Here is a 22,313-nt window from a genome sequence, read left to right as displayed (position 1 = left end):
ACAGGCGCCCAAGGGCGGCCGGAGCGACCAGATCACCGCCGACGCCGTACCCAAGCTCAACCAGGCCGCGGTCGCAGCCGGCAACGCGGACATCGACGCTGTGTCCGGAGCCACCTACACCAGCGCCGGCTACAAGCAGTCTCTGCAGTCGGCTCTGGACCAGGCCGGTGGCTGACACGGTGACCGACTCGGCACAAGCTCCCGCCGCGGTACGTCATGCGGAGGAGGTCATGGGGACGGTCTTTTCCTTTGACGTCCGCGGCGGGGATCCCGAGGCCGTTCGGGCGGCCCTGCGTGAGGCGGTCGCCGAACTGCACCGGGTGAACGAGGTGTTCAGCACCTACCGTGACGACAGCCAGGTCTCCCGGCTGGCCCGGGGCGAGCTGACCGTCGAGGAGTGCGATCCGATGGTCGCCGAGGTGCTCGAACTGGGCGCGGAGGCCGAGCGGGCCAGCGACGGCTGGTTCAGCATGCGCTACGAGGGCCGCCTCGACCCGACCGGCATAGTGAAGGGCTGGTCCGCGGAGCGGGCCGCCCTGCGGATGGCCGAGGCCGGGGCGAGCGGGGTGAGCGTCAACGGTGGCGGGGACGTTCAGCTGTTGGGCGTGCCGGGGCCGGAGCGGCCGTGGCGGGTCGGCGTGTCGGATCCGTTGCGGCCGGGTGGGCTTGCGGCGGTGATCTCAGCGGCGGGTGTCCCCGAACTGTCCGTCGCCACGTCCGGCACGGCCGAGCGCGGCACGCACATCGTCGACCCCCGAACGGCTCGCTCCGCGGTGACCGACCTGCTCGCGGTCACCGTCGTGGCGCCTCGCCTGACCTGGGCGGACTGCTGGGCGACCGCGGCCTTCGCGATGGGCTCGCGGGAAGCGCTGGGCTGGTTGGAGTCCCTGCCGGACGTGGAGGCACTGCTGATCACGGCGGGCGACGAGGTGCGGTGCACGGGAGGGCTGGCGGCGCGGCTGGGGTGAGGTTTCGCTCACCTGCGCCGGCGGGGTGCCGGTTGCGCCCGCCGGTACCGGCGGGGTGCCAGTTACGCCCGCCCGTGTCGACGGGGTGCCGCTTGCGCCCGCCCGTACCGCCCCGGCGGCACGACTACCCGCAGCTACGCAGGAGACGTGCGCGGACCGACCTCAGGGGCGCGGGGCGGTGTCACGATTGCAGCTCCGCCGGGTGGGCGCGACCGGCCCCCGCTCATCCGCGCCCGGCGCACACCGAAACCAACCCCTCAGTGCCCGTTCCCGTTCTGAGCCAGCCGCAGCAGATGATCCGCCAACGCCTGCCCCCCGACCGGATCCCGGCTGATCAGCAACAACGTGTCGTCACCGGCGATGGTGCCCAGGATGTCGTGCAGTTCCGCCTGGTCGATCGCAGAGGCAAGGAACTGGGCCGCACCCGGCGGGGTGCGGAGAACCACGAGGTTCGCCGAAGCCTCCGCGGAGATCAGCAGCTCCGCGGACAGCCGCCGCATCCGCTCCTCCTTCGCCGACCCGCCCAGCGGCGCCCGAGGGGTACGAAAGCCCCCCTCGCTGGGCACCGCGTAGATCAGGTCGCCGTCGGTGTTGCGGATCTTCACCGCGTTCAGCTCGTCCAGATCCCGGGAGAGCGTCGCCTGCGTGACGCTCAGCCCGTCGTCCGCGAGGAGTTTCGCCAACTGGCTCTGGCTCCGCACCGGTTGCCGGTTGAGGATGTCCACGATCCGGCGGTGGCGTGCGGTGCGGGTCTGCGGTACGGCAGGCCCTGCGGTCTGCTCGTGCTCCTGCGCCTGGCTCATCGTCGACTCATTCTCCGGATCATCCGTCCCCCTTGGCCACGTCCAGGATGCCGGGCAGTGCCTGAAGAAGCGCGTCCACTTCGTCATCGCCGAGGTTCAGCGCCGGCATCAGCCGTACGACATCAGGGGCGGGCGCGTTCACCAGGAAGCCGGCGTCCTGAGCCGCCTGCTGCACCTTCGGCGCGAGCGGCTCGGTGAGCACGATACCCAGGAGGAGGCCCGCACCCCGGACATGTGCGATCAACGGGTGCGCGAGCGACTCGATTCCGTCGCGCAGCTTCTCGCTCTGCCCCTTCACGTTCTCGAGGAGCCCCTCGGACGCGATCGTTTCCAGGACCGCGAGCCCGGCCGCGCAGGCGATCGGGTTTCCACCGAAGGTCGTACCGTGCTGGCCCGGCTGCAGCAGCTCCGCGGCCCGCCCGAAGGCGACCGTCGCTCCGAGCGGCAGTCCACCGCCGAGACCCTTCGCAAGCGTGACGACGTCCGGCAGGACACCCTCGTGGGCCTGGTACTCGAACCAGTGCCCGGTCCGCCCGATCCCCGTCTGCACCTCGTCGAGCACCAGCAGGCTGCCCGTCGCGGCCGTGATCGCCCGGGCCGCCTTCAGATAGCCGGCGGGGGGCACCACGACCCCGTTCTCGCCCTGGATCGGCTCGATGATGACGAGCGCGGTCTCCTCGGTGACCGCGGCGGCCAGCGCCTGCGCGTCGCCGTACGGCACGTGCGTGACGTCGCCGGGCAGCGGCAGGAAGGGCTCCTGCTTGCCGGGCTGTCCGGTGAGGGCGAGGGCGCCCATGGTCCGGCCGTGGAAGCCGCCGTCGGTGGCGACCATGTGGGCCCGGCCGGTCAGCCGCCCGATCTTGAAGGCGCCCTCGTTGGCCTCGGCACCGGAGTTGCAGAAGTACACCTTGCCGTCGCGGCCGAAGTGCTGGAGCAGCCGTTCGGCGAGCGCGACGGGCGGCTCGGCGATGAACAGGTTGGAGACGTGGCCGAGGGAGGCGATCTGGGTGCTGACCGCCTCGACGACGGCCGGGTGGGCGTGGCCGAGCGCGTTGACCGCGATGCCGCCGACGAAGTCGAGGTACTGGTTGCCGTCGGCGTCCCACAGCTTGCTGCCCGCACCGCGCACGAGAGGCAGCCGCGGAGTGCCGTAGTTGTTCATCAACGAGCCCTGCCACCGCTCGGTGAGCTCGGCGTTCGTCGCGGTCCCGGTCGCGGTCCCGGTCATACGGCATCCCCCTCTTCCGCATCCGGCACGACCATCGTGCCGATGCCCTCGTCGGTGAAGATCTCCAGCAGGATCGAGTGCTGGACCCGGCCGTCGATGACGCGGGCGGTGGTCACGCCGTTGCGCACGGCGTGCAGACAGCCCTCCATCTTCGGCACCATGCCGGAGCTCAACTCCGGCAGCAGCTTCTCCAGTTGGGAAGCGGTGAGGCGGCTGATCACCTCGTCACTGTTCGGCCAGTCCTCATAGAGGCCCTCGACGTCCGTGAGGACCATGAGCGTTTCGGCGCCCAGAGCAGCAGCGAGTGCCGCAGCCGCCGTATCAGCATTGACGTTGTAGACATGGTGGTCGTCCTGGCTCCGGGCGATCGACGAGACGACCGGGATCCGGCCGTCGGCGAGCAGTGCCTCGATCGCGCCCGTGTCGATGTCGGTGATCTCGCCCACCCGCCCGATGTCGACCAACTCGCCGTCGATCCGGGGCTGGTGCTTGGTCGCGGTGATGGTGTGCGCGTCCTCGCCCGTCAATCCCACGGCGAGCGGGCCGTGTTGGTTGAGCAGCCCCACCAGCTCGCGCTGGACCTGCCCGGCCAGCACCATGCGGACGACGTCCATGGCGTCCTCGGTGGTGACCCTCAGGCCCGCCTTGAACTCGCTGACGATGCCATGCCTGTCGAGGGCCGCGCTGATCTGGGGGCCGCCGCCGTGCACGACGACGGGCTTGAGGCCGGCGTGGTGCAGGAACACGACGTCCTGCGCGAAGGCGGCCTTCAGGTCCTCGTCGATCATGGCGTTGCCGCCGAACTTGATGACGACGGTCTTGCCGTTGTGCCGGACCAGCCAGGGCAGCGCCTCGATGAGGATCTGCGCCTTGGGGAGCGCGGTGTGCTTGCGAGTGGTGCTCATGACGAGTACGCGCTGTTCTCGTGGACGTAGTCGGCGGTGAGATCGTTGGTCCAGATGGTGGCCGTCTCGGCGCCGGCGGCGAGGTCGGCGACGATGTGCACCTCGCGGTAGCGCATGTCGACCTTGTCCCGGTCCTCGCCGACGCCGCCGTTCTTGCAGACCCAGACGCCGTTGATGGCGACGTTCAGCCGGTCGGGGTCGAAGGCGGCCCGGGTGGTGCCGATCGCGGAGAGCACGCGGCCCCAGTTGGGGTCCTCGCCGTGGATGGCGCACTTGAGGAGGTTGTTGCGGGCGATGGAGCGGCCCACCTCGACGGCGTCGTCCTCGCTCGCGGCGTTGATCACCTCGACCTTGATGTCCTTGCTGGCGCCCTCGGCGTCCCGGATCAGCTGCTGACCGAGGTCGTCGCAGACGGCGCGCACGGCCTCGGCGAACTCCTCGTACTCCGGGGTGACTTCGGAGGCACCGGAGGCGAGCAGCAGCACGGTGTCGTTGGTGGACATGCAGCCGTCGGAGTCGACACGGTCGAAGGTGACCTTGGTGGCGGCGCGCAGCGCCTTGTCCAGGGCCTCGCTGTCGAGGTCGGCGTCGGTGGTGAGGACGACGAGCATGGTGGCGAGGCCGGGGGCGAGCATGCCGGCGCCCTTGGCCATGCCGCCGACGGTCCAGCCGCCCTGGGTGACGACGGACGTCTTGTGGACGGAGTCGGTGGTCTTGATGGCGATGGCGGCCTTCTCCCCGCCGTGCTCGCTCAGGGCCTCGGCCGCCTGCTCGACTCCCGGCAGCAGCTTGTCCATCGGGAGCAGGACGCCGATCAGGCCAGTGGACGCGACGGCGACCTCGACCGGGCCGAGGCCGAGCACCTCGGCGACCTTCTCGGCGGTGGCGTGCGTGTCCTGGAAGCCCTTCGGGCCCGTACAGGCGTTGGCGCCACCGGAGTTGAGGATCACGGCGGAGACCTGGCCGGTCTTGAGGACCTGCTCGGACCACAGGACGGGGGCGGCCTTGACGCGGTTGGAGGTGAAGACGCCGGCGGCGGCGCGGCGGGGCCCGGTGTTGACCACGAGGGCCAGGTCCGGGTTGCCGTTCTCCTTGATTCCGGCGGCGATGCCCGCCGCCTGGAATCCCTGTGCTGCCGTGACGCTCACGGTGCGACTCCGATCGTGGAAAGACCGAGCTCCTCGGGAAGCCCGAGTGCGATGTTCATGCTCTGGACGGCACCGCCCGCGGTGCCCTTGGTCAGGTTGTCGATGGCGCTGATCGCGATGATGCGGCCCGCGGCCTCGTCGTACGCGACCTGCACCTGAACGGCGTTGGAACCGTAGACGGACGCCGTGGCGGGCCACTGCCCCTCGGGGAGGAGGTGGACGAAGGGCTCGTCGGCGAAGGCCTTCTCGTAGGCGGCCCTGAGGGACTCTTCCGTCACTCCCGGGGAGGCCTTCGCACTGCAGGTGGCGAGGATGCCGCGGGGCATCGGCGCGAGGGTCGGCGTGAAGGAGACGGAGACCCGCTCCCCCGCCGCCGCGCTGAGGTTCTGGATCATCTCGGGGGTGTGCCGGTGGACGCCGCCGACGCCGTACGGCGACATGGAGCCCATGACCTCGCTGCCCAGCAGGTTCGGCTTGGGCGCCTTGCCCGCCCCGGACGTCCCGGACGCGGCGACGATCACGGCCTCCGTCTCGGCGAGCCCGGCGGCGTATGCCGGGAAGAGCGCGAGCGAGACGGCGGTCGGGTAGCAGCCGGGCACCGCGATGCGCTTGGACCCCTCCAGCGCGGCGCGGCCGCCCGGCAGTTCGGGAAGGCCGTACGGCCAGGTGCCGGCGTGCGCGGAGCCGTAGAACTTCTCCCAGTCACCGGCGTCCTCGAGACGGAAGTCGGCCCCCATGTCGACGACGAGCACATCCGGGCCGAGCTGCTCGGCGACGGCGGCGGACTGCCCGTGCGGAAGGGCGAGGAAGACGACGTCATGCCGTCGGCCCTGTCCGGCGAGGACGTCCGCGGTGGTCTCCTGGAGTACGCGGTCGGCCAGCGGCAGCAGGTGCGGCTGCAGCGCGCCGAGCCGCTGCCCGGCGTTGGAGTTGCCGGTCAGGGCGCCGATCTCGACCTCGGGGTGCGCCAGGAGCAGACGCAGGAGCTCTCCGCCCGCGTATCCACTCGCTCCGGCCACTGCCGCACGTACCGCCATGGAATCCATCCTCCTCTTGATGGCATGACTATACGTTTCGATGCACGTTTATGCAATCCGATAGCCTCTCGGCATGGGGAACACGTTCGGGGCCGGGGACGACCGTCTGTATCTGCCCAACGGCGGCACCGAGGTCTTCGTGGAGGTGCTGACGCTCGCCGCGTCGGCCCTGGCCGCCCGGGACTGGGACTACCGCTTCGCCGGTCTGCTGGCCCTCCAGGACCAGAGTGTCATGGGGCGTGGCGCGGTCGGGTTCGATCTCGGGGAGCTCGACTGGGGCGGGTCGGACGAGGAGCGAGCAGCCGCCAAGGGTTTCGTGCTGCGCGTGCTCGGCCTGGCCGAGAGACGCCACCGCTGGGACGAGCTGGGCTACGAGCCGCCCCACGCGGCCGCGTATCTGACCAGGTTCCGGGAGATCGTCGAGGCCTTCGAGCCGCCCGTGTCCGCGCCGGGCGCCGAGGTGCTCCCGGAGACCGGGGCGCTCGCCTGCTGCGTACGGCATCGGGTGCTGAGCGCGCTGCCCCACTGGGAGGGATGCGTGTTCTGCCACCGGTGACAGAATCGGCGGACAGCCGATGATCATGCCGGAGGACCCGAGTGACACTGGACCTGGCCGACTTCACCGAGCCGCACGCCGAGCGTCCGCCCGCGCCCGTGCCCGTCGACTGGGCGGCCGTCGAGGCGTGGCTCGGGCTGCGGCTGCCGGACGACTACAAGCGGCTGGCCGACCGGTACGGGCCGGTGGACTTCGGGGAGTACTTCTGGATCCATGTGCCGTGCGTCGAGCAGGGCCGGTTCGAGTACGGCGAGTGGCTGCGGGAAACCCACCGCGAGGCCCGCATCGAGGCGCGCGAGCTGCCCGAGGACGCGCGACCGCCACTGCACCCCGCGCCCGGCGGGCTGCTGGCCTGGGGCACGACCCGCGGCAGCGACATCCTGTTCTGGGACACCTCCGTGTCGGACGACCCCGACGAGTGGACCGTCGTCGTCCATCATTCGGGCGCGATACCCGGCAGCGGCCTGCGGCCCTGGCACCGGTACGACCTCACACTCACCGAGTACCTGCGCCTCACCGTCCGCGACAGCTGGGAGACGCCGTCACCGCCCGGCCCGCTGATGGGTCCCCTGCCCGGCACCCTCGCCCGCACCGCCTTCCTGGCGGGGGCCGAGCCGTGGACCCCGCCCGCTCCCGTCGAACCCCGGCTCACCGGGGCCGAGCGCCGCATCGCCCTGGAGACGGGGTCCGGGCTCGACGCGCTGCGCCTGCTGTGCCCGCCGCCGTCGCGGCCGTATCTCGGCGACGGCACCTGGGAGGGGCTCTTCGGCGAACTGGGCACGCGGCTGCCGCGGGAGTACGTGCGCCTGCTGGACGAGTGGGGCGCCGGCTGCTGGAGCGGCTGGCTGCGCTTCCACACACCGCTGCGGACCGGCGAACGGCGCTTCGTCACGCACGTCGACGACACCCTGAGCGGCTACCGCTCACTGAAGGCCGAGTACCCCGACGACTTCCCCCTCGCCGACTGGCCCGGACCCGGCGGATTCCTCCCGTTCGCCAACTCCATCGACGGCGACTGTCTGGGCTGGCTCACCGAGGGCGAGGACCCGGACGGGTGGCCACTGGTCTTCTGGCCGCGCCACGCCGCCCAGGGGCCCGCGCTGGAGAGCGGTCTGATCGACATGCTCCTCGCCTGGCAGCGCGGCCGGTTCGTCACGCCCGGTCTGTGCGCCTGGGACGAGGAGGACGACCCGGTGGAGTTCGCCGGTTTCGGTGCGTGGGACGACCGCGCCCACTGGTGAGACCCCGCCTGCCCGGCCCGCCCGCCGGACCGCGATGATGATCTCCATGACACCGATCACCGGCCTGGATCTCACCGGCTTCACCGAGCGTGAGCCAGGGCTGTGGACGGACGAACGGGGACTCGTCCTGTCGGTCCACTTCTTTCCCCTCGTCCCCGACCTGCCGGCCCCGCTGGAGGAGCCCGACCGGCTGCGGGCCGGTCTCGCGCACGGCGTCGCCGGGGCGGGCGCGGGCCTGATCGACGCGGAGCTCGGCACGGTCGACGGCGTCCCCGCGGTCCGGCAGGTCGTCAAGGTGCCGCGGCCGAACGGGCGCGGCCAGGTCTTCCTCGGCTCCTGGACGGTCCCGAAGGCCCATTGCAGCACGGTCCTGAAGGTGCAGGCCGCCGAGGGCGCGACGACCGGACACCGCGAGGCGACGGTGATGGCGCAGGTGGGCCCGGACGCCTACTTCCGGCCGCACCCTTACGCGCCCGGCCTGCGCGGTGCGCTGCCGTACCACGTCGGCGACCACGAGCAGTGGGACCCGCACTTCCCCGACCACCCGCTCACCCTGGTCCGCGCCGCGCTGCACCGGATCACCCCCACGGTCACGCTCGACGAACGCTTCAAGACGTTCCCGCCCTTCGGGGCACAGCCGGCCCGCTGAGGCCGAGGGGAGTCAGTCCCGCTCCCTCCCCCGCTTCGCGGCGTACGCCCGCGCCGCCCGCACCCGGTTCCCGCACTTGGTGGTGCACCAGCGCCGGGCCCCGTGGGAGCGCAGGAACCAGCGGGCGCAGCCCTGTGCGGCGCACTCGGTGAGCTGGTCGGCCTCGGGGCCGGTGAGCAGGTCGGTGGCATCCTCGGCGAGGAGGGAGAGCGCGGCGGCGGCCGGATTGCCGACGTCGGGTTCGTCGGCGCGGTGGGGGCCGTCGGCCGTCCAGCCGAGCCGGGGTGTCGAAGGGGCCGCGGCGAGCACGGAGTTGAGGAGGTCGAGGTCGCCTGCGGCGGGCCGCGACCCGGCGTCGTACGCCTCGAAGAGCGCGCGCAGCGCCTCCCGGAGGCCGAGGAGCCTTCCGAACTGCCTGCCGTTCAGCGCCACCCGGTCGGGCAGCAGTGCGTGCCGTACGAGCCACAGGTGCGCGGCCTCGGGGTCGTCGAGCAGGTCGACCGGGCCGTGGCTGAGGGTGAAACGCGTGTTGACCAGGGCCAGCGATGTGTAGCGCTCCTCACCGGGGACCGGGAGCTGGTGCAGGTAGACGGGGGCGTCGTGATCCACGGTTCTCATGGTAATGCTTGCGATTCTCCGTGAGGAGACCTAGCGTGCCTCATGTTGAATGAGGCAGAAAAGCGTGAGAGGTGAGTGGCCGTGGGCTTCGACGTGGACGTGCTGCGCGAGGACTTCCCGATCCTTCGAAGGACGCTGGACGGCGGCGCCCGGCTGGTCTACCTGGACTCCGGGGCCACCACCCAGAAGCCTCTCCAAGTCCTGGACGCCGAACGGGACTTCTACCTCACACACAACGCGGCCGTGCACCGCGGCGCGCACCAGCTCGCCGGTGAGGCGACGGAGGCGTACGAGGCGGCCCGCCGCACGATCGCACGCTTCGTCGGGGCCGGCGAGGACGAGGCCGTCTTCGTCAAGAACACCACCGAGGGCATCAACCTCGTCGCCTACGCCCTGGGCAACGCCCGCCGGATCGGCCCCGGCGACCGGATCGTGGTCACGGAGATGGAGCACCACGCGAACCTCGTGCCCTGGCAGCAGCTCGCCGAGCGCACGGGCGCCACCCTGGACTGGTTCGGCCTGACCGACGAAGGCCGGCTCGACCTGACGCGGATCGACGAACTGCTCGACGAGCGCACCAGGGTCCTCGCCCTCACCCACCAGTCGAACGTGCTCGGCACGGTGAACCCGGTGCGTGAACTCGCCGACCGGGCCCACGAGTCCGGTGCGCTGGTGGTGGTCGACGGCGCCCAGTCGGTGCCGCACCGGCCGGTCGGCGTACGCGAACTCGGCGCGGACTTCGTGGCCTTCTCCGGGCACAAGATGCTCGGCCCGAACGGCATCGGCGTGCTGTGGGGCCGACGCGAACTCCTCGCGGACCTCCCGCCGTTCCTCACCGGCGGCTCGATGGTCGAGGTGGTCGAGATGGACCGCACCACCTTCCTGCCGCCCCCGCAGCGCTTCGAGGCCGGGGTGCCGATGACGTCCCAGGCGGTGGGGCTCGCGGCGGCCGTGGAGTATCTGGAGGCGTTGGGCATGGCGGAAGTGGCGGCCCACGAGGACCGGCTCACCGCGCGTGCGCTGGAACTCCTCGGCGAGATCCCGGGCGTCCGCATCGTCGGCCCCCGCGACCTCACCGACCGCGGCTCTGCCGTCTCCTTCACCGTCGACGGCATCCACCCGCACGACGTCGGACAGGTGCTGGACGACCGTGGCGTCGCCGTCCGCGTCGGCCACCACTGCGCCCGCCCGATCGTCCGCCGCTACGGCATCCCGGCGACGACCCGGGCGACGTTCTACGTGTACAACACCGAGGCCGAGGTCGACGCCCTCGCGGCGGGCGTTCGCGCGGCTCAGGAGTACTTCGGAAAGTGAGTGCCGGGCGTGGGCCGCCGCCCCTCGGACAGCGGCCCGCGCCCGGACCGGTCACCTCTTCTTGATCCTCAGGAACGTGACCGAGTTCGCCGGGAAGGTGTACGTGAACTTGTCGGTGACCCCGAAGAAGGTGGACGCCACCGGCGCCACCGCCGCGGCGGTCTCCGTGTTCACCGCGTCCGGCGCGGCGGCCAGCGTGGTCACCTTCGCCTCGGACGCGACCTTCGCGCCGCCCAGGTCGATCGCCGTACGGGCCGCCGAGGACTGGGCGTTGACGACCTTGACGATCAGGTCACCGGTCTTCTGGTCCTTGGTGACGACCTGCCGGAACGGCTCGGCCGGCTTGTCGTCGGTGAAGCTGCCCCACTCCTGGCCGTCGAGGTAGAGGGTGACCTGGCGGCCCCGCACCTTGACGTCGATGTCGTAGGCACGACCCGTCTCGACCGACCCGGCCTTGGACACGAGCGTCGACTTGCCGCCGTCCACGGCCTGTTCGACGGCGGACTGGGTGTTGTTCCAGCCGCCCAGGTTCCACCAGTAGTAGTTGCCGGTGTCCTTGACGCCGAAGGCGACGAGGAAGCCCTCCTTGCCGGACTTCTTGGTGGCCTTCACATGCAGGTCGTAGTCGTGCCACGCCGGGTCGCCGGCCGAGACCATGGTGTTCTCGGCGGCCACGTCGGTCTGCACGTACTGCCCGTCCTGGACGCTCCAGCTGCCGCCGCCCGTGTGGGTCCACTTCGAGGCGTCACCGCTGAAGTCGTCGCTGAGCAGCGTCGCGCCGTCCGCGCCGGTCACCTTCACATCGTCGTACGCCGCCGTGGTCGCCCACGTCGACAGGCCGACGGCACCGGTGATGGGGGCGAGCAGCGAGGGCGTACCGGTGGCCGTCGAGGGCACCACGCGGTCGCCGACGTTGTTCATGAACAGCTTCTGGACCTCGTAGTTGGCGGAGTTCCAGGAGGCGTGGTTGTTGAACCACACCAGGTCCGGGCTCCACTGCACGTAGTCCTCGTTGGCGTACAGCGGGGCGTAGGAGGCGAGTTTGACGACGTCGGCGTTGCGCTCCAGGCCGGTCATGAACGCGGCCTCGGCGAGGCCGTTCTTGAAGGCGTTGCCCCAGGAGGCGTACTCGCCGAGGAAGACCTTGGGGCCGCTGCGGTCGTAGGAGTCGTAGCGGTCGTTGTTCTGCAGGAACCACTGCGGGCTGTTGTAGTAGTGCTCGTCGACCATGGCGACGTCGGCGTCCCGGTTGAGTTGCCAGGCCGTGTCGAAGGTCGAACCGGCGTCGTCCGGGCCCGAGTTGGAGATGACCGTGATGTCGGGGTACTTCGCCTCGATGGCGGCACGGAACTCCTTGAACCGGGCGAAGAACTCGACCGGGAGGTTCTCCTCGTTGCCGACCTCGAGGTGGGTGAGGTGGAAGGGCTCGGGATGGCCCATCCGGGCACGCTTCTTGCCCCAGGTCGACGTCACCGGTCCGTTGGCGAACTCGATGAGATCGAGGGTGTCCTGGATGTGCCGCTTGAGCAGCGCCTCGTCGACGACGGCCTTGTTCTGGCCGCAGCCGGTCACCAGGGCCGGGACCACGGGCAGGGGCATCGCGCCGATGTCCTCGGCGAAGCGGAAGTACTCGTAGTAGCCGAGGCCGTACGACTGGTTGTAGCCCCAGAAGTTGGCGTTGGTGGCGCGCTCCTCGACCGGGCCGATGGTGTCCTTCCACTGATAGGAGCGCTTGCGCTGGTAGCCGGAGGCCTCGCTGTAGTCCTCCATGGAGCCGGTGTTGACCAGGCAGCCGCCGGGGAAGCGCACGAAGCCCGGGTGCAGGGCGGCGACCTTCTCGGCGAGGTCCTTGCGCAGGCCGTTCGCCTCGTGCTTGTAGGTGTCGCGCGGGAAGAGGGACACCATGTCGAGGGCCGCCGCGGCCAAGGACGCGACGGCGAGCCGGCCCTTGCTGCTGGTGCGGGTCGCGGTGAAGGTGGCGGTGTACTTGGCCCAGCCGCTCTTCGTGACCGCCACCTTGCGGGTGGTGGCCAGGGTGCCGTCCGCGTCCTGGAGGGCGACGGTGAGGGTGGTGCCGGCGGTGGCGCGGGCCCACACCGAGAAGTCGTACTTCTTGCCTTCGTCCACGTGGATGCCGGTGTTGTAGCCGGCGTTCGTGACGGACGAACCGGCGCCCAGGGAGAGGTAGTTGCGGTTGCGCTCGCCCAGCCGGCCGTCGTCGTTCACGACCTGCGCGGTGCCGTCCACCGTCCAGGAGGTGAGGGGCGTGTACGAGGTGTTGTCGGCGGTGGAGTACTCGAAGGACCGGTTCTGCACGAGCTCGGCGTACAACCCGCCGTCGGCGGCCCGGTTGATGTCCTCGAAGAACACGCCGTACATCGTGTCGTCGATCTTCGCGCCCTTGGCGGTCGGGTCGACGGTGATCGCGTAGTCGGTGACGTCCTCGGCGTGCGCGGGTGCCGGGATCAGACCGGCCGCCATCAGCAGGGCGGTGGCCGTGAGACCGAGTCTCCAGCGGGTGCGGGTGCTTGACATGGATACTCCGCGGCTCAGGGGTGTGGAGTTGTACGGTGATGCGGTTCGAAATACCGGACAATGATCAGCAGTTCGAACGGCAAGATAGGGAGGGGGCAGGGACGCGTCAATGGGTCGCACAACAACGGATGAGACGGAGGACGGCACGGAATGGGCGAGTTCTGGCCAGTGCCGGACGTACTGGCGTATCTGGCCGGGAGCTGGCGGGTCGCGCGAGCCGTGCGGGATCTGACGAGCGGCGCCGAGGGCCGCTTCACCGGAACGACGACTTTCAGCCCGCTGGACGACGGCGGACTGCTGCACCACGAGTCCGGCACCTTCACCTGGCAGGGCGTCCCCCGCCCCGCCGAGCGCACCCTGCGCTTCCTGCCGGGGCCGGGGAGCTCACCCGGCACGGCGGACGTACGCTTCGCCGACGGGCGGCCCTTCCACGACCTGGACCTGACCTCCGGACACCACGTCGCCGACCACCCCTGCGTGGCGGATCTCTACCGCGGGGAGTTCACCGTCCGCGACCAGGACCACTGGCGGACCGTGTGGCGCGTGGGCGGCCCCGCGAAGGACCTGGTCCTGACCACCGACTACGCCCGCGAGGGCTGAGCCGGCACTCCGTCGAGCCGGAGGTTCCAGCGCCTCGCCCGGCCGGTGACGACGGCCGTGGACAGCGGGCGGACGTCGATGTTCCAGTACGTCGAGGGCGGCGCCTTCATCGCGTACACCAGGGCGGCACGGATCACCGAGGGCTCGGCCACGGCGACGATCCGGCCGCCGTCCTCGACGGGGCGGGTGTCCAGCCAGTTCCCGACCCGGGAGATGAACTCCCGCAGCGACTCACCGCCGTGCGGCGTGCCGTTCGGGTCGGCGAGCCAGGCGTCCACGGCTTCCGGCTCACGGGCCATCGCCTCCCCGAGGGTCAGCCCACGCCAGCGCCCCATGCCACAGTCCCGCAGTGCGAGCTGCACCAGCGGCGAGTAGCCCAGGGCGTCCCCGGTGGCGCGGCTGCGCGGGGTCGGCGAGCAGTAGCGCAGCTCGGCCGCCGCCAGCGGGATCAGGTCCCGGGCGACCTGCTGCACCTCGTGCCAGCCGGCCTGGTCCAGCGGGCGGTCGTCCTCGAAGCGCTCGGCGAGCAGCGGGGCGCTGCGCGCGGCGGCGACGAACGTGACCCGTAGTTGCATGCGGCGATGGTGAGTCGCGAAAGTCCGCAGGTCAAGAGGTGTTACCTGGGAGTTATCCGAGTCGGCCCGCTAGAGGACCAGCGCCATCCACTGGTCCGGCTTCTCCAGCGGCGCGAACCCCAGCTTCTCGTACACCCCGTGGGCGTCGTGCGTGGCCAGCAGGATCCGCCGCAGCCCGTCCGGCCGCAGGTGCTCCCGTACGGCCCCGACGAGCGCCGTACCGATCCCCTTGCCGCGCACCGACGGGTCGACGTACACGTCGCACAGCCACGCGAAGGTCGCCCGGTCCGTGATGATCCGGGCATATGCTACCTGTTCACCCGAAACCATCTCGTACACCCCGAAGTTGAGTGACCCGCCGATCGCGCGGTCCTGCTTCTCCCGGGTCCGGCCGATCGCCCAGTACGCGTCGGTGGACAGCCAGCGGTGCACGCGCTCGGTGTCGATGCGGTCGGGGTCGGTGGAGATCTCGTAGCCCTCGGCGAGGGGCGGGGTGTCGGTCATGCGGGGAGATTCGCAGCTCACGGCGGGCGGCGTCGAGCGGTTTTCGCCTCGCCGGCGCCTCACCCGGCAGGCCCGTGGAGCACCTCGTCACAGGCCGCACGAAGACGCCGTACGCCTTCAGCGATCTCTCCCGTCCCCGCCACCGCCGCGAAGCTCAACCGCACGTGTCCGGCGGGCGGTTCGGCGCTGAAGTAGGGGCGGCCCGGGGTGATCGCGACGCCCGCGCGCAGGGCGGCAGCCGCCAGGGCGGACTCCTCCGTGCCGTCGGGGAGGCGGAGCCACAGGTGGTAGCCGCCGGACGGGATGTGCGGGAGGGAGAGTTCGGGGAGGCCGAGCCGCAGCGCGGCCGTCATCGTGTCGCGCCGCGTCTTCAACTCCGCCGAGATCGCGCGCAGATGGCGCGGCCAGGCGGGCGAGCCGACCAGTTCGAGGGCCGCCTCCTGCAGGGGCCGGGGCACGAAGAAGGTGTCGACGACCTGGATGGCACGCAGCCGCTCCAGCACCGGCCCGTGCCCGGCAAGCGCGCTCACCCGGAAGCTGGGCGAGGTCGCCTTGGTCAACGAGCCGACGTGGACGACGACGCCGTCGGGGTCGTCGGCGGCCAGCGGGCGCGGCAGCGGTCCCGCGTCCTCGTGCACGAGCCGTCGCACGAAGTCGTCCTCGACGACGAACGCACCCGCCTCGCGCGCGATGCGCAGCACCTCGCCGCGCCGCTCGGGGGCGAGCACGCCGCCGGTCGGGTTCTGGAACAGCGGCTGGCAGACGAAGACCCGGGCGCCAGTGGCCCGGAACGCGTCGGCGAGCAGGGCCGGCCGTACACCGTCCGCGTCGACCGGCACCGGGACCGGGCGCAGACCCGCCGCGCGGGCGATCGCCAGCATGCCCGGATAGGTGGGCGACTCGACGAGCACGGGCGCGCCGGGCGGGGCGAGCGCACGCAGCGCGGTGGTCAGCGCGGACTGGCCGCCCGAGGTGACGAGCACCTCCGCGGCTGTGACCGCACCGCCGATACTCCGCGCGAACCACTCCCGCAGCTCCGGCAGCCCCTCCACCGGCGGCCGCCCCCACGCTCCGGGGCGACGGCCCGCGCGGGACAGCGCCGCGGCCATCGCCCGCTCCGGCTGCAACGACGGATGCAGATAGCCGCCGTTGAACTCGATCACGCCGGATGCCGGGGCGGCCAGCGTGACCAGGACACCGGACGCGTCCACCGAGCGCGGTACGAGCTCCGCGGCGCTGTCCGCACTGAGGGCGACCTCCTGCCACGACGTGTCACCCACGGCGGCGGCCTCCGCGCGAGGCCGGGCCCGGAAGGCGCCGGCACCGGGCCGGGTGACCACCAGCCCCTCGGCGGCCAGTTGCGCGAGAGCCCGGGAGACGGTCACCGGGCTGACCCGGAAGCGTTCGACGAGGGCACGGCTCGACGGGAGCTTTCCACCCGGAGAGTAGCGGTCCAGCTCTCGACGCAGCCGTTCCGCCAGATCATGCACACTGCTACGCTCTTGCATGAGAGCACAGAGTAGCGCTACTACGCCGACCGGGATAGCGGTCACCCCTCCGAACGGAACGACCGGGACCCACGGAACGACCGGAACGACCGGGACCACCGGGACCACCTCCGCGGGAACCCTCCAGGCCGCCCTCGGCGTCGTCGCCTTCTCCCTCACCTTCCCCGCCACCGCCTGGGGCCTGGAGGGCTTCGGCCCCTGGTCCCTCGTTGCCGTGCGCAGCGTCCTCGCGGCGCTGATCGCGGGCGGCTGCCTGCTGGCCCTGCGTGTCCCGCTGCCCGGCCGCCGGCACTGGCCGGGCCTCGCGGTGGTCGCCGCCGGTGTCGTCGTCGGCTTCCCGCTGCTGAGCACGCTCGCGCTGGAAACCTCCACCACCGCGCACGCCGCCGTCGTGGTCGGTCTGCTCCCGCTGACCACCGCCCTCTGCTCCGCCCTGCGCATGGGCACCCGCCCCTCCCGCACCTTCTGGTCGGCGGCGCTCGCGGGTGCCGCCGCGGTGGCCGCCTTCACGGTGCAGCAGAGCGGCGGCGCCCTCGGCACCGCCGACCTCTACCTCTTCGCGGCGCTGCTGGTGTGCGCCGCCGGCTACACCGAGGGCGGCCGGCTGGCCCGGGTCATGCCGGGCTGGCAGGTGATCGGCTGGGCGCTGGTGCTGTGTCTGCCGGCGGCCGTGCCCGCTGCCGCGCTGGCGCTGTCGTACGAACCCGTCCACCTCACCACGCACAGCGTGGCCGGGCTGCTGTGGGTGGCGGCGGGGTCGCAGTTCCTCGGCCTCGTCGTCTGGTACCGGGGCATGGCCGCCATCGGCATCCCCAGGGCCAGCCAGTTGCAGTTGGCCCAGCCGCTGCTCACACTGGTGTGGTCGGTGCTGCTGCTGGGCGAGCACCTGACGGTGGCCGCACCGCTGACGGCCGCGGCGGTGCTCGTGTGCATCGCCGTCACGCAGCGGGCGCGAGGCTGAACGGCGCGCACGCACCGGTCCCGACCGGGCCCGGCGCCGTAAACTCAAGGCCACGGACCGCTGCTCCCGCAGATGGTGAGGAGGCCCGACAGATGCTTGCAACCGTTGGCGACCAGCTTGTCCAGCACGGCAGGGTGGTCGGACAGCACGACAAGATCGGCGAGATCGTGGAGGTGCTGGGCCGGGAGGGCAACCCCCCGTACCGCGTCCGCTTCGAGGACGGGCACGAGGGCGTGTGCTCCCCGGGTCCCGACACCGAGATCCGGCACAAGGAAATGAACACCTAGTCCCGTAGCAGGGTCCTCGCCGGCTGCCCGTAGTGGTCGGCGACCACCCGCGCCATGGCCCCGACGGGGTCCGCCGCCACGTCCTTGGCGGCGAAGAAGACGTGCCCGCCCACCTCCGGATGGTCCTGGGCGAGCGTGAGGTGCCGGGAGAGTTCGGCGGGGTCCTGCCAGGGCGCGGGCTGCGCCGGGTCGCCGGCCTTGTACAGCGCCTCACCGGCGTACAGCTGTGTCCCGGTGCCCCGCGCCACCTCCGCCCACCAGGGCAGCAGCTTCGCGTAGTCGGCGGCGGCGAAGCCGATGTTCCAGTACAGCTGCGGGACGATGTAGTCGATCCAGTTCTTCCGGACCCATGTGCGGGTGTCGGCGTACAGGTCGTCGTAGGCCTGCAGCGCCCGGGTCTGCGACCCGAGCGGGTCGGTGGTGTCGTTGCGCCACACCCCGAAGGGGCTGATGCCGAAGCGCGCGGCGGGCCGGATCGCCTTGATACGGGCCGAGGTCTCGCGCACCAGCAGGTCGGTGTTGTTGCGCCGCCAGGCGGCCCGGTTCGGAAAGCCGCCGCCGTACGTGTCGTAGGCCTCGCCGTCGTCGAAGGTCTGGCCCGCCACGGGATACGGGTAGAAGTAGTCGTCGAAGTGCACGGCGTCGACGGGGTACTTCTCCACCGCGTCGAGGATCGCGTCCTGCACGAAGGCACGGACCTCGGGCAGCCCCGGGTTGTAGAAGAGCTTCCCTCCGTACGTCACCACCCAGTCGGGGTGGAGGCGGGCGGGGTGGGTCGCGACGAGCTTCGCGGGGTCCGTGTGGCTCGCGATCCGGTACGGGTTGAACCAGGCGTGCAGTTCCAGACCGCGCGCGTGCGCCTCCTCGACGGCCGTGCCCAGCGGGTCCCAGCCGGGGTGCTTGCCCTGGGTGCCGGTGAGGTACTGCGACCAGGGCTCGTACGGCGAGGGCCACAGGGCGTCGGCGGTGGGCCGCACCTGGAAGATCACCGTGTTGAGGCCGGTGTCCGCGGCCCGGTCGAGGTGGGCCAGCAGTTCGGCCCGCTGGTCCGCCGCACTCAGGCCCGGCCGGGAGGGCCAGTCCCGGTTCGCCACGGTCGCCAGCCACACGCCCCGCATCTCGGCGACCATTCGCGGCCTGGCCGACCGCCGGCCCGGTGCGGCCGACGCACCGCCCGAGCCCGTCGTGAGCGTCGCCAGCGCGGCCAGCGCGAACGCCCTACGTGACACTCGTCCCATCTGCACACCCCCGAAACACCGCGGATCCGCACGGTCACGGACCGTCTCCGCGCCCCAGGATGCCCGACGGATTGCCCGACCCCGGCGATCGATCATCGATACTTGGCGGTAACGTGCACGAACGGAGCAGGCACCGGAACCACCGGACCCTGCGATGCCCGTAGACCAGCGAAAGGGACGATGTGACCGACATCGAGCGCGTCGGAGTGGTCGGCTGCGGCCAGATGGGAGCGGGCATCGCCGAGGTGTGCGCCCGCGCCGGCCTGGACGTGATGGTCGCCGAGACCACCGGCGAGGCCCTGGAAATCGGCCGGACCCGGCTGTTCAACTCCCTGGCGAAGGCCGCCGAGCGCGGCAAGATCTCCGAGCAGGAGAGAGACGCCACGCTGGCGCGCCTCAGCTTCACCACCGACCTCGGCGAGTTCGCGGACCGCGACCTGGTGATCGAGGCCGTCGTCGAGAACGAGCAGGTCAAGACCGAGATCTTCCAGGTCCTCGACCAGGTCGTGACCCGGCCCGACGCGATCCTGGCCTCCAACACCTCCTCGATCCCCCTGGTGAGGCTGGCGGTCGCCACCTCCCGCCCCGACCACGTCATCGGCATCCACTTCTTCAACCCGGCCCCGGTGCAGAAGCTCGTCGAGCTGATCCCGGCGCTCACCACCTCCGAGGGCACGCTCGGCCGGGCCCAGGTCTTCGCCGAGAAGGTGCTCGGCAAGCACGCCATCCGCGCCCAGGACCGCTCCGGCTTCGTGGTCAACGCGCTGCTGATCCCGTATCTCCTCTCCGCGATCCGGATGTTCGAGTCGGGCATCGCCAGCCGCGAGGACATCGACAACGGCATGGAGCTCGGCTGCGCCCACCCGATGGGACCGCTGAAGCTGACCGACCTGATCGGCCTGGACACGGTCGCCTCCGTCGCGTTCTCGATGTACGAGGAGTACAAGGAGCCGCTGTACGCCGCTCCCCCGCTGCTGCAGCGCATGGTCGACGCGGGCCGGCTGGGCCGGAAGTCGGGATCGGGCTTCTACACGTACGCCTGATCACGCACCGTGGCTTGAAAGGGCCCGGCACTCTGCGGAGTGCCGGGCCCACTGCATTCACACACCGTGTGCGCACCGGGCTCGCATATGCCCCTCGCACACTCTCCCCACGCGCCCACCAGGCGAGTTGACTCTTCATGCGCATGCAAGGGATGAGACGACTACAGAAAGGAACGGACTCGTGACCACCGACCCCGAGCATCCCGTGGTCCATGGTGAACTCGCAGAGTTACGCCGCCGCCTCGACGTCGCCTACGCGCGGGTCGAGGGAGGGCTGGCTCTGCTCAGTCATCGCACCGAGGAGACGGACAAGGAAGTCGACGACCTGAGCACCCGGATCGTCGCCCTGGAGCACGCCCGCTGGCCGCTGCCCGCGGTAGCGGTACTCACCGCCATGGGCGCACTCGTCGTGACGGTCTGGCAGGCCCTGGGGCACTAGTACGGCTCCAGGACGCGGTGGGGGAGTCAGGGCATGGCGTCCTGCCCGAGCCGGAGATGATGCAGCAGCAGTAACGCGGCCGCCATGTTCGCGGCCGGGACCTCGCCGCGGGCGACCATGTCGGGAACGAGCTTGAGGGGGACCCACTCCCGGCGGTCCGACTCGAAGTCGTCCACGGGGTGTCCGAGGTACTCGCCCTCGTCGGCCCAGTAGATGTGGTGCCTGGCGTCGGTGAGCCCGTTGGACGGCTCCACGCTCATCAGGTGGTGCAGGGGTCCCGGCCGCCAGCCGGTCTCTTCCTCGAGTTCCCTGGCGGCCGCGACGGCGATGTCCTCCCCGTCCTCGACCACACCCGCCGCGAGTTCCCACCCCCAGCTGTCGGTGATGAAGCGGTGGCGCCACAGGAGGAGGACTTCATTGGCCTCGTTGACCACCGTGGCCACGGCAACGGGCCGCAGCCGTATCAAAAAGTGATCGAGGTGCCGACCGTCCGGCAGCTCGACATCCGCGAGATTGACGCTGAACCAGCGGTTCGCATACACAGTTTGCTCGTTCTGTTTCGTCCACTGCACGGTTCTGCCACCTTCCGTCGAGTAAGTGGCAATATCGCAGCAGGAACGATGAGGTGTCGGTGGCGGTGCGTCCGTCTACAGCGGTACGCGCAGTGCACCGTCGATGAGTGCGGCGGCCTCGGCGGTGCCCGCACAGCCGCTGCGCACGAGGTGTTCGCGCACCGCCCGGAGTCTGTCTCGCAGGCGCTGGGACTCCATTCCCCGCGCCTGTTCCGCCATCTGTACGGCGATGGCCACCGCCTTGTCGGCGTTGCCCTGGCGCAGTTCGATGGTGCTGAGCATGGCGAGCCGGTGCACCCGGCCGCGGTCGTGGGCGGGGTTGTCGACGGCGGCCATGGCGTGCTCCCGCGCCGCCGCCACTTCGCCGAGGCTCAGGAGCGCCTCCGCCACCTGGACGTTGACGAGTCCCGGCTGGACATAGCCCGTTTCGTCCGGCTCGTATCCGCGCCGGATGCGTTCGGCGGCCTGTTCGGCCCGCCGGATGCAGGACAGCGCGCTCGTGCCGTCGCCGAGGTGCGCGTACGCCTTCGCCTGCATCGCGTACAGATCGGAGGCGAGCGCCGGGGTGATGTGCCGGCCTGCGGCGCGCAGCGCGGCCTCCGCGAAGGCGACGGCCTGGCGGTACTCCCGCATGAACAGCGCCTGGTTGACGAGGAGCGCGATCACGTACGCGCCCAGCCCCCGGTCCCCGCTGGCCTTGGCGAGCCTGAGCGCCTGGTGGAAGTAGCGCTGGGCGAGGCCGTGCGCGTCCGAGTCGTACGCGCAGATCCCGGCGACCGCCACCAACCCGCCGGTGGCGCGGTGCAGTTGACGGCCCGTCTCGTCGGTGTAGCTGCCGCGCAGCAGCGGGGCTGCCTCGGCGTTCAGGAAGCCGACGATCCTGGTGCGGGTCGCGACACCGCCGGCCTTGCGGTACATCTGCTCGTAGTGCGCACGGGCCGCGCGCAGCATCTCGATGTCGGCCGAGGTGACCCGGTGCCGGCCGCCCCGCGAGACGTCGACGTCCTCGGGCGGGTTCTCCCACTCCCACACGGGCATGACGGCGGGCGTGCCCGTGACCGCCGGAGCGCCCAGGATGTGCGGGCGCTGCTGCTCGTCGGAACGCCACAGGGCGGTGGCCCGTTCCACGAACCCGGACAACGACGTGCCGTGCGGGGCGGACGGCTCGCCGGGCACGCCGAGGCCGATGTCGTCGAGGGTGACGGGGCGTTGCAGCCGGTTGGCGAGCACCTCGCAGATCAGGTCGGGCACCTGGCCCCTCGGCCGCTGCCCCTTCAACCACCGTGCCACGGCGGTGTGTTCGTATCTGAGCGCGAGACCGCGCGCCCGGCCCGCCTGGTTCACATGGGCGGCGAGTCCCGCGTGCGAGATGCCCGCCTCGTCCAGGATCGCGTCGAGCAGAGTGTTGGGCTGCATGGGATGCCCCCCGGGTGCCTCGGTGCCGTCAGAGTAGTGGTTCCGCCTTCACACGGGGTGTGAACGGAGTACTCGAATCCGCGCTGTATGCACACTGTCGCGGAGAGTTTCCAGCCGGTTGACTGAAATGCCTCGCAAGAGGCCGGCCGGGCCGCCGGCTCCCCCTCG

General features: G+C 71.2%; 24 protein-coding genes. 11 read left to right on the top strand and 13 right to left on the bottom strand.

What is annotated here, in order from left to right; genetic code table 11:
• Both ADK57_RS52145 and ADK57_RS43605 read left to right on the top strand, forming a co-directional pair.
• Positions 1-175 (top strand): FMN-binding protein (locus ADK57_RS52145; RefSeq protein ID WP_159050242.1); only part of this gene is annotated, 175 nt, incomplete at its 5' end.
• Positions 176-230: 55 nt separating this feature from the next.
• Positions 231-968, top strand: a complete 738-nt coding sequence (locus ADK57_RS43605; protein ID WP_053755322.1) for an FAD:protein FMN transferase — start codon at positions 231-233, stop codon at positions 966-968.
• A gap of 257 nt (positions 969-1,225) precedes the next feature.
• On the opposite strand, the gene ADK57_RS43600 is transcribed toward ADK57_RS43605, so the two are convergent.
• From ADK57_RS43600 to argC, 5 genes are read right to left on the bottom strand one after another with little or no spacing between them, the layout of a single operon-like run.
• Positions 1,226-1,771: an arginine repressor gene (locus ADK57_RS43600; protein WP_053755321.1), complete on the bottom strand. Its 546-nt coding sequence runs from the start codon at positions 1,769-1,771 to the stop codon at positions 1,226-1,228.
• A gap of 19 nt (positions 1,772-1,790) precedes the next feature.
• Entirely contained in the window at positions 1,791-2,999 is a 1,209-nt protein-coding gene (locus ADK57_RS43595) for an acetylornithine transaminase (protein WP_053755320.1), read from the bottom strand.
• Positions 2,996-3,904, bottom strand: coding sequence for an acetylglutamate kinase (gene argB, locus ADK57_RS43590; protein ID WP_053755319.1), 909 nt, complete (start codon positions 3,902-3,904; stop codon positions 2,996-2,998). The genes ADK57_RS43595 and argB overlap by 4 nt, the downstream gene beginning before the upstream one ends.
• Complete coding sequence (gene argJ, locus ADK57_RS43585) at positions 3,901-5,052, bottom strand: bifunctional glutamate N-acetyltransferase/amino-acid acetyltransferase ArgJ (protein WP_053755318.1); 1,152 nt, start codon at positions 5,050-5,052, stop codon at positions 3,901-3,903. The genes argB and argJ overlap by 4 nt, the downstream gene beginning before the upstream one ends.
• Complete coding sequence (gene argC, locus ADK57_RS43580) at positions 5,049-6,089, bottom strand: N-acetyl-gamma-glutamyl-phosphate reductase (protein WP_053755317.1); 1,041 nt, start codon at positions 6,087-6,089, stop codon at positions 5,049-5,051. The genes argJ and argC overlap by 4 nt, the downstream gene beginning before the upstream one ends.
• A gap of 73 nt (positions 6,090-6,162) precedes the next feature.
• Between argC and ADK57_RS43575 the strand changes: the two genes are divergently transcribed.
• Genes ADK57_RS43575 through ADK57_RS43565 form a run of 3 tightly spaced genes read left to right on the top strand, consistent with a single transcriptional unit; the run spans position 6,163 to position 8,535 of the window.
• Positions 6,163-6,645, top strand: coding sequence for a hypothetical protein (locus ADK57_RS43575; RefSeq protein ID WP_053755316.1), 483 nt, complete (start codon positions 6,163-6,165; stop codon positions 6,643-6,645).
• A 41-nt stretch (positions 6,646-6,686) separates the two neighbouring features.
• The gene (locus ADK57_RS43570; RefSeq protein ID WP_053755315.1) at positions 6,687-7,886 is read left to right on the top strand and encodes an SMI1/KNR4 family protein; all 1,200 of its coding nucleotides are present in this window, start codon (positions 6,687-6,689) and stop codon (positions 7,884-7,886) included.
• Between the two features lie 46 nt (positions 7,887-7,932).
• Complete coding sequence (locus tag ADK57_RS43565; protein ID WP_053755326.1) at positions 7,933-8,535, top strand: hypothetical protein; 603 nt, start codon at positions 7,933-7,935, stop codon at positions 8,533-8,535.
• A 12-nt stretch (positions 8,536-8,547) separates the two neighbouring features.
• Here ADK57_RS43565 and ADK57_RS43560 read toward each other — a convergent pair whose 3' ends face one another.
• Complete coding sequence (locus ADK57_RS43560) at positions 8,548-9,153, bottom strand: ABATE domain-containing protein (protein ID WP_199830806.1); 606 nt, start codon at positions 9,151-9,153, stop codon at positions 8,548-8,550.
• A gap of 81 nt (positions 9,154-9,234) precedes the next feature.
• Between ADK57_RS43560 and ADK57_RS43555 the strand changes: the two genes are divergently transcribed.
• Positions 9,235-10,467, top strand: coding sequence for a cysteine desulfurase (locus ADK57_RS43555; RefSeq protein ID WP_053755325.1), 1,233 nt, complete (start codon positions 9,235-9,237; stop codon positions 10,465-10,467).
• A gap of 51 nt (positions 10,468-10,518) precedes the next feature.
• Here ADK57_RS43555 and ADK57_RS43550 read toward each other — a convergent pair whose 3' ends face one another.
• Positions 10,519-13,002: an alpha-L-arabinofuranosidase C-terminal domain-containing protein gene (locus ADK57_RS43550; protein ID WP_053755313.1), complete on the bottom strand. Its 2,484-nt coding sequence runs from the start codon at positions 13,000-13,002 to the stop codon at positions 10,519-10,521.
• Positions 13,003-13,152: 150 nt separating this feature from the next.
• Here ADK57_RS43550 and ADK57_RS43545 point away from each other — a divergent pair, with 150 nt between their 5' ends.
• Positions 13,153-13,602, top strand: coding sequence for a DUF6314 family protein (locus tag ADK57_RS43545; protein WP_053755312.1), 450 nt, complete (start codon positions 13,153-13,155; stop codon positions 13,600-13,602).
• Here the strand turns inward: ADK57_RS43545 and ADK57_RS43540 are convergent.
• From ADK57_RS43540 to ADK57_RS43530, 3 genes are all read right to left on the bottom strand, one after another.
• Positions 13,584-14,177: a histidine phosphatase family protein gene (locus ADK57_RS43540; RefSeq protein WP_053755311.1), complete on the bottom strand. Its 594-nt coding sequence runs from the start codon at positions 14,175-14,177 to the stop codon at positions 13,584-13,586. The genes ADK57_RS43545 and ADK57_RS43540 overlap by 19 nt on opposite strands.
• Positions 14,178-14,246: 69 nt before the next feature.
• Positions 14,247-14,681 (bottom strand): GNAT family N-acetyltransferase, encoded by a 435-nt coding sequence (locus ADK57_RS43535; protein WP_053755310.1) that lies wholly within the window; start codon positions 14,679-14,681, stop codon positions 14,247-14,249.
• A gap of 59 nt (positions 14,682-14,740) precedes the next feature.
• The gene (locus tag ADK57_RS43530; protein ID WP_053755309.1) at positions 14,741-16,189 is read right to left on the bottom strand and encodes a PLP-dependent aminotransferase family protein; all 1,449 of its coding nucleotides are present in this window, start codon (positions 16,187-16,189) and stop codon (positions 14,741-14,743) included.
• Between ADK57_RS43530 and ADK57_RS43525 the strand changes: the two genes are divergently transcribed.
• Together ADK57_RS43525 and ADK57_RS43520 are read left to right on the top strand one after the other, a co-directional pair.
• Positions 16,188-17,150, top strand: a complete 963-nt coding sequence (locus ADK57_RS43525) for a DMT family transporter (RefSeq protein ID WP_078973667.1) — start codon at positions 16,188-16,190, stop codon at positions 17,148-17,150. The genes ADK57_RS43530 and ADK57_RS43525 overlap by 2 nt on opposite strands.
• A gap of 92 nt (positions 17,151-17,242) precedes the next feature.
• Positions 17,243-17,437: a DUF1918 domain-containing protein gene (locus ADK57_RS43520; protein ID WP_053755307.1), complete on the top strand. Its 195-nt coding sequence runs from the start codon at positions 17,243-17,245 to the stop codon at positions 17,435-17,437.
• Here ADK57_RS43520 and ADK57_RS43515 read toward each other — a convergent pair.
• Positions 17,434-18,675: a glycoside hydrolase family 10 protein gene (locus ADK57_RS43515; RefSeq protein ID WP_053755306.1), complete on the bottom strand. Its 1,242-nt coding sequence runs from the start codon at positions 18,673-18,675 to the stop codon at positions 17,434-17,436. The genes ADK57_RS43520 and ADK57_RS43515 overlap by 4 nt on opposite strands.
• Positions 18,676-18,857: 182 nt before the next feature.
• Between ADK57_RS43515 and ADK57_RS43510 the strand changes: the two genes are divergently transcribed.
• Both ADK57_RS43510 and ADK57_RS43505 read left to right on the top strand, forming a co-directional pair.
• Complete coding sequence (locus tag ADK57_RS43510; RefSeq protein WP_053755305.1) at positions 18,858-19,718, top strand: 3-hydroxybutyryl-CoA dehydrogenase; 861 nt, start codon at positions 18,858-18,860, stop codon at positions 19,716-19,718.
• Positions 19,719-19,899: 181 nt separating this feature from the next.
• The gene (locus ADK57_RS43505) at positions 19,900-20,157 is read left to right on the top strand and encodes a hypothetical protein (RefSeq protein WP_053755304.1); all 258 of its coding nucleotides are present in this window, start codon (positions 19,900-19,902) and stop codon (positions 20,155-20,157) included.
• Between the two features lie 26 nt (positions 20,158-20,183).
• On the opposite strand, the gene ADK57_RS43500 is transcribed toward ADK57_RS43505, so the two are convergent.
• Positions 20,184-20,729, bottom strand: a complete 546-nt coding sequence (locus tag ADK57_RS43500) for an NUDIX hydrolase (RefSeq protein WP_053755303.1) — start codon at positions 20,727-20,729, stop codon at positions 20,184-20,186.
• 75 nt (positions 20,730-20,804) lie between these two features.
• The gene (locus tag ADK57_RS43495) at positions 20,805-22,145 is read right to left on the bottom strand and encodes a hypothetical protein (RefSeq protein WP_053755302.1); all 1,341 of its coding nucleotides are present in this window, start codon (positions 22,143-22,145) and stop codon (positions 20,805-20,807) included.
• Positions 22,146-22,313: the final 168 nt, after the last annotated feature.

The organism is Streptomyces sp. MMG1533, assembly GCF_001279775.1.
Taxonomy (GTDB): domain Bacteria; phylum Actinomycetota; class Actinomycetes; order Streptomycetales; family Streptomycetaceae; genus Streptomyces.
This window is presented reverse-complemented; position numbering and strand designations above follow the sequence as displayed.